The sequence below is a fragment of the uncultured Shewanella sp. genome, from assembly GCF_947495455.1.
Classification (GTDB): domain Bacteria; phylum Pseudomonadota; class Gammaproteobacteria; order Enterobacterales; family Shewanellaceae; genus Shewanella.
In genome coordinates this window covers 1-12,033 of sequence record NZ_CANLZC010000138.1, presented here as the reverse complement: position 1 = coordinate 12,033, position 12,033 = coordinate 1, and the positions used below count along the sequence as shown (strand labels likewise).

General features: G+C 40.2%; 8 protein-coding genes. 2 read left to right on the top strand and 6 right to left on the bottom strand.

Features of this window, described 5'->3' with window-relative positions; genetic code table 11:
* A partial coding sequence (locus tag Q0791_RS22750; protein WP_299011466.1) for a hypothetical protein occupies positions 1-206 on the top strand: 206 nt, incomplete at its 5' end.
* 816 nt (positions 207-1,022) lie between these two features.
* On the opposite strand, the gene csrA is transcribed toward Q0791_RS22750, so the two are convergent.
* The 4 genes from csrA to recA form a co-directional block, all read right to left on the bottom strand.
* Positions 1,023-1,220 carry a carbon storage regulator CsrA gene (csrA, locus tag Q0791_RS22745; protein WP_248939279.1) on the bottom strand — a complete coding sequence of 66 codons (198 nt, stop codon included), beginning with the start codon at positions 1,218-1,220 and terminating at the stop codon, positions 1,023-1,025.
* A 480-nt stretch (positions 1,221-1,700) separates the two neighbouring features.
* Entirely contained in the window at positions 1,701-4,325 is a 2,625-nt protein-coding gene (gene alaS / locus Q0791_RS22740; RefSeq protein WP_299011464.1) for an alanine--tRNA ligase, read from the bottom strand.
* 274 nt (positions 4,326-4,599) lie between these two features.
* A complete protein-coding gene (locus Q0791_RS22735; protein WP_299011470.1) occupies positions 4,600-4,974 on the bottom strand; it encodes a regulatory protein RecX in 375 nt (124 codons plus the stop codon).
* Positions 4,975-5,036: 62 nt separating this feature from the next.
* Positions 5,037-6,104: a recombinase RecA gene (gene recA, locus Q0791_RS22730; RefSeq protein ID WP_299011463.1), complete on the bottom strand. Its 1,068-nt coding sequence runs from the start codon at positions 6,102-6,104 to the stop codon at positions 5,037-5,039.
* Positions 6,105-6,524: 420 nt separating this feature from the next.
* Between recA and mutS the strand changes: the two genes are divergently transcribed.
* A complete protein-coding gene (gene mutS / locus Q0791_RS22725; RefSeq protein WP_299011462.1) occupies positions 6,525-9,095 on the top strand; it encodes a DNA mismatch repair protein MutS in 2,571 nt (856 codons plus the stop codon).
* A gap of 562 nt (positions 9,096-9,657) precedes the next feature.
* Here mutS and rpoS read toward each other — a convergent pair.
* Positions 9,658-10,632, bottom strand: a complete 975-nt coding sequence (gene rpoS / locus Q0791_RS22720; protein WP_299011461.1) for an RNA polymerase sigma factor RpoS — start codon at positions 10,630-10,632, stop codon at positions 9,658-9,660.
* 75 nt (positions 10,633-10,707) lie between these two features.
* Positions 10,708-11,616, bottom strand: coding sequence for a peptidoglycan DD-metalloendopeptidase family protein (locus tag Q0791_RS22715; protein ID WP_299011468.1), 909 nt, complete (start codon positions 11,614-11,616; stop codon positions 10,708-10,710).
* Between the last annotated feature and the right edge of the window lie 417 nt (positions 11,617-12,033).

Genomic DNA, 12,033 nt, shown 5'->3' with positions numbered 1-12,033 from the left:
TCGAACCCTCGATGGGAGATAAAGCCCATACTCCCTTAGCAGGGGAGCGCCTTCGGCCACTCGGCCACCTCTCCGTTTCTTGGCGCACATATTACTGTTTGCCGAAAATAAGTCAAACCCTTTTTAATAAACCTTTGCTGTTTGAACTGTTTTTAATCATATTGGTGTTATATAAAGCGAGTTTATATATTATTGTCCTATCTTAATTCTCTCTGTGTATTAAAAAACACCAAAAAAGAAAAAACATAGCAATCAATTTTCAATGAAACCGTCTCAATGCCATCAGAATATATCACACTGGCCATTATGACATGCTTCAACATATGCAGCGAAAGCAAAGCCTGTGTGATGCAAGCCAGCAACTTCTTACAAACAACATGATATGTCAGTAAAACAGAGAAGGGCACGACAATAAAGATGGTTTAAGCGTTAATCACACAATAAGGTAGGCAATACCCGTGATAACTCAACCTCTACCAACAAATAGCCAACCAGAGCTTGCTAGCCCTTTTAATACCAATTCTATTATATAGATGATCCATTCAGAGCTTCTCAGGCTTTTCAATTCAAGGCGCATTTATGCTGTAATGGTGATCCCTTTCAAATGAATGCAACGCTGAACTGGAATGTCTGAGAAGCTCACTTTGTGCGGGTTTCAACATACTTTATGTGACTTAGATGCTTTCGATATACGACTTCATGGATGAAGGAGATAGGGCGACGTTTGAACCCAAGCCGAGAATCACTATTAGCTTCAATCATCCGCGACCGCCATGGATGGTGGGACTGTCTGTTAATGCAGGAGCAATTAACGACCTTGCCTACAGTATGTTGAATTCCCGCTGAAAGATCACTTATATAGTAGAATTGGTATAACATAGAAGATCCCACGGCGCTGCCTTCCTTGCTCATAACACTAGATTTGAGGCAATAGACCCATTTAAAATCTCTTTCCATAAAAAAACCAGCATAAATGCTGGTTCTTATAAACGGTCACAATGAAAGAATTAGGCCTAATACTCTCAGAAATTGCCACCTTCTGAAGGCGTACCCGCTTTCTCGGACTGAATACGTTGATAAATTTCTTCACGATGCACTGAAACCTCTTTCGGCGCATTCACACCGATGCGTACTTGATTACCTTTAACGCCTAATACAGTAACTGTTACTTCGTCACCAATCATCAGTGTTTCACCAACACGACGAGTCAATATCAGCATTATCTTGCTCCTTTAATTCCTAATTCAGTTTCGTACGGCATTATTTCCGCTATTATGTGCTTATTATAAGGTTAGCTTAGTACAAATTAATAGTACTCTATTCGAAAAGCGTCATTTAATTATAACTTAACCCTAAACACTCCCAGCTAAATTGCAAATTAAAGTTCGCGATAAAGCACAGCTTTCCAATACAGGATTCTAGCATCATTCAATTTAAACCATAACAAACATAAACTTAAAATAAAAAATGTAAATTTAATTGATTTTACCATTCAATAAGCTTAAACCTTAATGAATAAAAACACCTTTGAAAAGATAAAATCAGTTCTCCAGCTAAGTGTCGCTTTAACGCAATAACAACAACATTCAGGGTAACAATCAAAGCTCAATATGTAAAAAAGTGCGTCACATTTACACGCACTCAATTACCAAATTAACAATTAGATACAATAGTATTTAATCATATCAAGGGTTAATTATTCACGCCAATCGTTCTTCAAGCCAAGGTTGAACTTGAGACAAGGCACTATCTAGATTCTCAGGTTGGCTGCCTCCAGCTTGAGCCATATCTGGGCGACCTCCTCCTTTTCCGCCCACTTGTGCCGCAATCGAAGAGACGAGTTCACCCGCTTTCACTTTAGCGGTTAAATCTTTAGTCACACCCACGATAAGATTAACTTTCTTGTCACTCGCAATAGCCAATACCACAATGCCTGACTTTAATTTTTGCTTCAGCTCATCTTGCAGGCCACGCAATGCACTTGGCTCAACATTATCTAGTTTCTTAATAAGGACTTTAATACCGTTAATCTCTTGCGCTTCACTCACTAAATCGGCACTCGTTGCTGCAGCCAATTTATCTTTTAACTGCGCCAACTCTTTTTCAAGAGACTTGCTACGATCAAGTTGTATTTTCAGCTTACTCACAACCGACAAAGGATCCGCTTTTAAAAGTTCAGCAGTGGTGGCTAACTCAACTTGCTGCTTAGCAATATAATTCATTGCGGCTTCGCCGGTAACAGCTTCAATACGGCGAATACCAGCAGCAATCCCCCCTTCGGAGGTAATTTTAAACAAGCCAATATCACCCGTTCTTCCCACATGGGTTCCACCACACAATTCAATGGAAAAGTCACCCATAGTGACAACACGGACTTGGGCATCATACTTTTCACCAAAAAGCGCCATTGCGCCTTTCTCTTTTGCCTCATCGATATTCATCACTTCTGAGCGCAAAGGGTGATTGAGACGGATCTGCTCATTCACAAGGTGCTCTACTTTTCGTAATTCTGTGGCACTCACTCCTTCAAAATGTGAAAAATCAAAACGAAGTTTGTCAGGTTCCACTAACGAGCCTTTTTGCGTTACATGAGACCCTAAGATTTGCCGTAATGCAGCGTGCAGTAAATGGGTGACAGAGTGATTTAACTCAGTACGTTGACGAGTCTCTTTGTCAACACTGGCAGTTAACTGTTGACCTTTAGTAATAGTACCTTGTGTTACTTTTCCAATATGACCAATAGCTTGACCGTATTTTTGAGTATCAGACACTGTAAATGCACTTTCTTGCGTGCACAATGTGCCTTTATCACCACATTGCCCGCCAGATTCAGCATAGAAAGGGGTCTGCTTTAGAATAATAACCGCATCATCACCGACATGGACACTATTAACTTCCTGACCATCTTGATAAATACCAATGACTTCAGTATCTAAAGCTAAATCCGTATAACCACAAAAATCAGTATTTTCTTCAATGACTAAAGTATCGTTATAGTCAGTATTAAATTGTCCTGCAGCTTGAGCACGACTGCGTTGTTTCGCCATCGCAGCGTCAAAACCAGGTTCATCAACACTTATTTCACGCTCACGGCACACATCCGCCGTTAAATCCACAGGAAAACCATAGGTATCATATAATTTAAAAGCCGTTTCACCATCTAAAACATCACCTTCAAGCTTGTTAAGCGCGGTATCTAAAATCCCTAATCCACGCTCTAATGTACGTGCAAACTGCTCTTCTTCTGCTTTTAATGATTTCTCGACAATGGCTTGCGTTTGCACTAATCCTTTAGCAGCATCACCCATAACATCAATTAACGTCGGCACCAGCTTATAGAAAAATGCGTCAGTCGCGCCTAACTTGTTACCATGACGCACAGCACGGCGAATAATGCGCCTTAATACATAGCCGCGACCTTCATTTGACGGCATCACACCGTCTGCAATAAGAAAAGAGCAGGAACGAATATGATCGGCAATCACTCTCAATGATTTATTCTCTAAATCACTCACACCTATGATATCTGCAGCCTTTGCAATCAACTGCTTAAAAATATCTATCTCATAATTCGAATGCACACCTTGCATAATCGCTGCAATGCGCTCAATCCCCATTCCAGTATCAACTGAAGGTTTAGGTAGAGGATGCATCTCGCCATCGGCCTGGCGGTTATACTGCATAAAGACAATATTCCAGATTTCAATAAAGCGATCACCATCTTCTTCTGGCGTTCCCGGGCGTCCGCCCCAAATATGCTCGCCGTGATCATAAAAAATTTCAGTGCAAGGCCCGCAAGGACCTGTATCGCCCATTTGCCAAAAGTTATCCGAGGCATAAGCTGATCCTTTATTGTCTCCAATACGGATCACGTTCTCCTCTGCAACACCAATTTTTTTATTCCAAATCTCAAAAGCTTCATCATCTGTCTCGTAGATAGTGACGCACAACTTTTCTTTTGGCAGCTTGAGTGTTTCAGTTAAAAAAGACCAAGCAAAACGGATCGCATCTTCTTTAAAATAGTCGCCGAAACTAAAATTCCCTAACATTTCGAAAAATGTGTGATGACGAGCCGTATATCCCACATTATCTAAATCATTATGCTTACCACCCGCTCGAACACAACGCTGTGAACTCGTTGCACGGCTATAACTACGCTTATCGGCACCTAAAAATACATCTTTAAACTGATTCATACCCGCATTAGTGAAAAGTAAGGTCGGATCATTGACTGGAACAAGAGAACTGCTATCGACAACTTCGTGGCCGTGAGTACCGAAATACTCCAGGAAAGCATTTCTTAACTCTTTAGTGGTTTGATACATGACATCGTCCTGAATTGAATAAGGCTCACAGCGGCTTTAATCAATGCCGCAAGGTATAATTTTATGGTGCATTATATACCCAAGCTACGGCAATATGCCAGTTTCTACGGCGCAGGCAAACAATGCAGTATAAAGAGAAAGAAGTGATATTTGATTGTGGAATTAAAACAAAATAATGAAGAAAAAATAACGCCTGCTTATCCGCTAAATAAAGAGAATAAGCAGGATAAAAACAATAGGGCAATTAAAGCCTATCCAACTCATAGGGTAAAGGTTATGTATTCTCATCCAAAGCATATTGCGCTTCATCATAACGGAAGCCTTGTCCCAATAAATAACGAATACGTTTTGCTTTTTCTTTATAATCAGCCACTGGACGCCCATTGTATTTCTTGAACGCTTTAGCCTTAGCAAGGGCGAACCAGTCGTATTCAGTATCAAACAATACTTGCTGACAGATCAGCTTGGTAATGCCTTTTTGGGTTAACACTTGTTGGATTCGATTGACGCCATGTCCTTTACTCACTTGGCTTTTAACGACAAGCAGGGCAAAACGTTCATCGTTGATATATCCCTTTTCAGAACAAAACTGCAGACAAGCTTCAATTTCATCATCAGGAAAATCTTTTTGCGCTAATTTCGTTCTGATCTCTAATTGAGAATGATCACGGCGCGCTAATAGCGCGACCGCAATTTGTTTGGCACTTTGACTCAGAAGACTTCACCTGTTTCTAGATCGACATTATCACCCGTTGGTTCGGCGGCTTGAGTCTCAGCAGATCCCCCTTTACTCAATAACATCTCACGTAAGCTGGCTTCGATTTCCGCCGCAATACTGGGGTTTTCAATTAAATGCTTACCCGCATTGGCGCGTCCTTGACCAATTTTGCTACCTTTATAACTGTACCAAGCACCTGATTTTTCAACAAGTTTATGCGCCACACCTAAATCAACTAACTCGCCAGTACTGTTAATCCCTTCACCATATAAAATTTGAAATTCAGCTTGTTTAAAAGGAGCCGCAATTTTATTTTTAACCACTTTGACACGCGTTTCATTACCGACAACTTCATCTCTATCTTTAATCGCACCAGTACGGCGAATATCAAGGCGAACAGAGGCGTAGAACTTAAGCGCATTACCACCAGTAGTGGTTTCTGGGTTACCAAACATCACACCAATTTTCATACGAATTTGGTTAATGAAAATAAGCAATGTATTCGATTGCTTTAAATTACCCGCTAATTTTCTCATGGCTTGACTCATCATACGAGCAGCTAGCCCCATATGTGAATCACCAATTTCACCTTCAATTTCAGCTTTCGGTGTTAACGCGGCAACCGAATCAACAATGATCACATCAACCGCACCAGAGCGGGTTAATGCGTCACAAATTTCTAACGCTTGCTCACCGGTATCAGGTTGCGAGCAAAGTAAATTATCAATGTCGACACCCAACTTTTGAGCATAAATAGGATCAAGCGCATGCTCTGCATCAATAAAAGCACAGGTTTTACCCATTTTTTGTGCAGAAGCAATAACTTCCAATGTTAACGTTGTTTTACCAGAAGACTCAGGACCATAAATTTCAACAATACGCCCCATAGGTAAACCGCCAGCGCCTAGCGCGACATCCAATGACAATGAGCCTGTAGAAATCGTTTCAACATCCATTGAACGATCTTCTCCCAGTTTCATGATAGAACCTTTACCGAACTGTTTTTCTATCTGTCCTAATACGGCATTAAGTGCTTTTTCTTTATTCGGATCTATCTTCATGCTTATTATCCTTACCATCTCGCTATGCGGGTTAAATTCATTTATGAGAACTCAATTGGTATAAATATGAGCCTCAATATGTGATCTAGTATACTGTACAATCATACAGTATCAAGTCCTGTTGATTAATTTTTCTATTTCATTTTAAAAACCGCTTTTACAAGAGTCACTAAGAAAAACCATTTACTCCATTTGATTATTTCCGCGAATAAATCCATTCCAAAGCATTAAAATATTGGTACTATAGGTAGGGTCAAAGACACTGCTAAACCTAATGTCATTCAATAAAACAAAGTAATAACATGACCATTTTTCATTCCTATTTTTAATTGGCATCAAGATTCAATTTGCCTTCACATAGTGTTTTACTTTGTAAAATGATTCAACAGCACCCTTTCGGTAAATTCATAAGTGATTAAAATGACTGATATAAACCTTCAAAATTTAGAAAAACACACGCCAATGATGCGCCAATACCTCACCTTAAAAGCGCAACACCCTGACATGCTACTTTTCTATCGAATGGGTGATTTTTATGAGCTTTTTTATGACGATGCTAAGAATGCATCGCAACAATTAGGCATATCATTAACAGCCAGAGGTAAAAGTGGCGGCAATTCCATTCCAATGGCTGGCATTCCCTATCACGCCGTCGAAGGCTATTTGGCCAAACTCGTTCAGCAAGGAACCTCGGTGGCAATTTGTGAGCAAGTCGGCGATCCAGCAACCTCAAAAGGCCCTGTAGAAAGAAAAGTCGTTCGTATCGTCACACCAGGAACCTTGACAGATGAAGCCTTACTGCAAGAAAAACAAGATAATTTACTTGCCGCGCTGTACCAAGGTAAAACGGGTTATGGTTATGCTACGCTCGATGTCGCATCGGGCCGCTTTGTCATTGCAGAGTTAGTAGATAAAGCCGCACTTGAAACAGAATTACAGCGCACACACCCTGCTGAAATTCTTTACAGTGAAGATTTCGATGAACTTTACCTCATCGAAAATTATCGAGGCACTCGTAGACGACCTGAATGGGAATTTGATTTTGATACGAGTTATCGGTTATTACTAGAACAATTTAAAACCAAAGATTTACATGGCTTTGGTTTAGGTGATGCAAAACTGTCTCTACAAGCAGCCGGTTGTTTAATGCAATATGTTAAAGATACCCAGCGCACTGCCATGCCGCATATCAATGCCATTATTCGATTCAATCAAGATGACAGTATTATTCTCGATGCCGCCACACGCCGCAATTTAGAGCTCACTCAAAATTTGCAAGGCGGCCAAGATAATACCTTAGCTTCTATTATCGATAATACGGCAACGGCCATGGGCAGTCGTATGTTACAACGGTGGATCCATCAACCTCTTCGCCATCATAGTGCGATCAAATCCAGACAAAATGCCGTCGCAGAACTCATTGAAACACAAGTCTCTGAGGCGTTATTTACACAATTAAAAACATTAGGCGATATCGAACGGATCACAGCACGTTTAGCGCTTAGAAATGCAAGGCCTAGAGATTTTGCACGTTTAAGGGATGCCTTAAGGTTATTACCTGATCTTCAGCAGACTCTAAAGCAAATGAACGCATCACACCTGCAATATTTAAGCTGTACTATTGGAGAGTTTCCCGAAGAACTCGATTTACTCGAAAGAGCCATTGTCGATAACCCTCCTATGCTCATTCGTGATGGAGGTGTTATACGTACAGGTTATAATGCCGATTTAGATGAATGGCGAAACTTAAGCGAAGGCGCCACAGACTACTTAGCACAACTTGAGGCCAGAGAAAAAGAACAAACGGGTTGTACAACACTCAAAGTCGGCTATAACCGCGTACACGGCTACTATATTGAAATCAGCCGCCGTGAATCCGATTTAGTCCCACTGAATTATCAACGCAGACAAACGCTCAAAAACACCGAGCGATACATTATTCCTGAATTGAAAGAACATGAAGATAAAGTCCTTTCTAGCCAAGGTAAAGCGTTAGCGATTGAGAAACAATTATGGGAAGACTTATTTGAGCAACTGCAACCCAAAATTCATGAACTACAAGCATTTGCGACAGCAGCGGCAGAGCTTGATGTATTGAATAATTTTTCAGAGCGTGCACAAACACTCAATTATGCCTGCCCAGAGTTAACTGAAAACACAGGTATTCACATTGCAGCGGGTCGCCATCCCGTTGTCGAACAAGTGAGTCAAAATCCGTTCATTGCTAACCCTGTTACACTCAATCACCAGCGAAAGATGTTAATTGTAACAGGCCCTAATATGGGCGGTAAATCAACTTACATGCGCCAAGTTGCACTTATCACCTTACTGGCTCACATTGGCTCTTATGTGCCCGCACAAGCCGCACAAATAGGTCCCATTGATCGGATTTTCACCCGTATTGGTGCATCAGATGACTTAGCCTCTGGACGTTCCACCTTCATGGTTGAAATGACTGAAACCGCAAACATTTTGCATAATGCGACCCCACAAAGCTTAGTGTTAATGGATGAAATAGGCAGGGGAACCTCGACATATGATGGACTGTCACTGGCATGGTCTGCGGCAGAGTATTTAGCAAAAACGATTCAAGCAATGAGCCTTTTTGCAACCCATTATTTTGAATTAACCCAGTTACCCGAACAACTGGATAATGTAGAAAATGTCCATTTAGACGCCGTCGAACACGGCGATACGATTGCATTCATGCATGCTGTACAAGAAGGCCCAGCCAGTCGCAGTTATGGTTTACAAGTTGCCGCACTTGCAGGTGTTCCCGCCAGTGTCATTCACACGGCAAAAAATAAATTACACCAATTGGAAAGTCGCGAACAAACTGGAAGCTCAGCACATCAAGCCCCTTTAGCACCATTACCCGAGGTTGCACCATCCGTGCTGTCTGAAACCTTAAGTCAAATCAACCCCGATGATTTTAGTCCTAAACAAGCTTTAGAATGCTTGTATCAACTTAAACAACTGCAGCATTCATAACGCTTTATACCCGTGACACCTGAAGATGCAGGATTCAGCTGGAATTAAAAGCCTTTTAGACAAGGCTTTGAACAGCGTGCCTAGTTATTCTAAGCTGATGTTCAGTAACGCAGTATAAAAGGCTTTTAAACCAGCCCGTTGGGAGTCTGTAAAAGCACCGACTTCTGCGTTGTATCATTTTAAAAGGCAACCAGCATTCTTGCAATAATACGCCTTGAATTAGGTAACCTGAACTCGGGATAAGCAGCGCCGCTTAATAGCGCTATTTTTGCCCCTATCTGTGTTGTGCTTTCTACTAATAGCCTGCTATTAGATACGAAATTTCGCCTTGATATCGACAAAAATTGCAGTATTAAGCCAATTTTGAAAATAAAGGATAACCCAATTTTATTTAATTTGCTGATATTAAATGAATTTCATAATATTGTTGACACTCATTATCCCGAGTTCAGGTTAGGTACTTTTACAGGCTCTGAAAACATGCATCTTCAGGTATCACGGGTATAGAACCAATTAAGCCCGAGTAAACGGGCTTAATTGATTAATATTTACGATAAAAAAATTAGACTTTAAAAATTGCCTCCACAGACAAACCTTGAGCACCTAATAAATCCTTTAAACGCTTTAACGCTTCAACTTGAATTTGTCTTACTCGCTCTCTTGTCAAACCAATTTCTTTACCCACATTTTCCAATGTTGAAGGCTCATAGCCTAGTAAACCAAAACGTCTCGCAAGGACTTCTCTTTGCTTAGTATTGAGTTCATTCAACCATTTAACAACAGATTTGGACATATCTTCATCTTGAACCTTATAGTCAGGCCCAACATTATCATCATCAGCTAATACATCCAATAAGGCTTTATCGCTCTCACCACCAAGAGGGGTATCAACGGAGGTGATCCTCTCATTCAACTTAAGCATTCGACTCACGTCACTACTGGATAAATCCAATTTCTCGGCAATTTCTTCCGCTGTAGGTTCATGATCCAGTTTATGAGCTAACTCTCTTGCCGTTCTAAGATAAACATTTAATTCTTTCACTACATGAATAGGTAAGCGAATTGTTCGTGTTTGATTCATAATCGCACGTTCAATCGTTTGCCTTATCCACCAAGTCGCATAAGTCGAGAAACGAAATCCACGTTCAGGATCAAACTTTTCAACAGCACGAATAAGACCAAGGTTTCCTTCCTCAATCAAATCAAGTAAAGCTAAACCTCTATTGTTATAACGACGGGCAATTTTCACGACGAGTCTCAAATTGCTTTCGATCATACGATTGCGAGACTTTTCACAGCCTTTAAGGGATTTTCTAGAAAAGTAAACTTCTTCTTCTGCACTCAGTAGAGGAGAAAAGCCTATCTCACCGAGATAAAGTTGAGTAGCATCTAAGTTTTTTTGAATATCGTCTTGAACTTGTTGATCAAGATCAGCATCTTTTCGTTCATCATCCTTATGACTTAGTGCTAGATCAGATTCATCTTTGGATAAATCGACGAGTGGCTGTGTCTGTGCTGCGATTCTAGTTCGGCCCATAATGGATCTCCCATGATTTCACGATGTTAAACTACTTCAATGTGCTATCCTCCCATTGCCAAAACGGCACCTAAATCACTCGTATTTAGGTAAATATTTAAGCGGGTTAACTGACTTGCCAAGATAACGGATTTCAAAATGTAACATGACTCTATCCGTACCTGTACTGCCCATCTTGGCAAGGGTTTGACCCGCTTGAACAAATTGTTTTTCTTTGACTAATATTTTTTCAGTATGAGCGTAAGCACTTAAATAGTTATCACTATGTTTAATAATCACTAAATTGCCATAACCACGTAACGCATTACCAGCATAAACCACTCGACCCGCTGCAGCGGCTTTAATTAACTGGCCTCTAACGCCAGCAATTTTTATTCCCTTATTGCCTTGCTCATTAGCAGAAAATGTCCCTATTAACTTGCCTTTTACTGGCCATTGCCACAAACTCACTTTATTTGGTAAAGAGGTTTTCGGTTTGTGGATAACCTCGTTGATAGTTTGTTTACTACCTGTTAAAGGGTACGCCGACTTGCTCGGTTGATCAAGTGATTTTTTAACCACCTCAACGGTCTGTTTTTTGGCCACCTCTTTTTTGTTAACCGTTTGATTCTTTTTGTTAACACTAGTGTTAATCGGTTTTTTAGCCGTAGTAGTTACTGACTTCACTCTGGTATGACCACTAGAGTTTTTCTCAGTTTTTGTCAGTTTTAAAATCTGACCAGGGTAAATGATGAAAGGTTTCGTCAAAGAATTGGACTTCGCGATATCCGTAAAATCGCAATTTGCTCCCCAAGCAATAGAGTACAAAGTATCGCCTTTTTTCACTCGATAATAAGGCGTCTTGATAGAGCCTTTAGGGTAATTAGAAAAACGCTCATTAGACAAGCTAACCACAGGAGCAGGACGTTGAGCTTGAAAGCTACAGGCAGTTAACAAAGCAAGAAGACTAAAAAGAAAACTGACCTTGCTATATGTCCTCAATATATTAATCAAAACAACTCCTATCAGGAAAACCAATACGGACATTAAAAACAAGTATAGTGAAACTATCTAATATATTGTATTTTAAACACTTTAAATTAGTCAAAATAGAAACTGAAAGGATTAATTCTAACAATAAATATTGAACCTAAGCTGAAACAAAGAGTTATTGCAGAAAATACCTTCTAAAGCATAAAGTACATAGCCTGAAGGCGACTAAAAAAAACACTTATATAATAAAACCTTTATATTTCCTAACTTTTGTCATCTAACTGGCCCATGATAAATACTATTCCCGTGATATTTCAAGCTGCAATCAACGAACACTCAATACCTGTACATCCTTGTACTTATACCAATTCTATTATATAGATGATCAATTCAGAGCTTCTCAGGCTTTTCAATTCAAGGCGCATTTAT

Coding starts and splice junctions, on each gene's coding strand:
- recA (WP_299011463.1), bottom strand. CDS start 6,104: ATGAAGATAGATCCGAATAAAGAAAAAGCACTTAATGCCGTATTAGGA.
- rpoS (WP_299011461.1), bottom strand. CDS start 10,632: ATGGGCCGAACTAGAATCGCAGCACAGACACAGCCACTCGTCGATTTA.
- alaS (WP_299011464.1), bottom strand. CDS start 4,325: ATGTATCAAACCACTAAAGAGTTAAGAAATGCTTTCCTGGAGTATTTC.
- csrA (WP_248939279.1), bottom strand. CDS start 1,220: ATGCTGATATTGACTCGTCGTGTTGGTGAAACACTGATGATTGGTGAC.
- mutS (WP_299011462.1), top strand. CDS start 6,525: ATGACTGATATAAACCTTCAAAATTTAGAAAAACACACGCCAATGATG.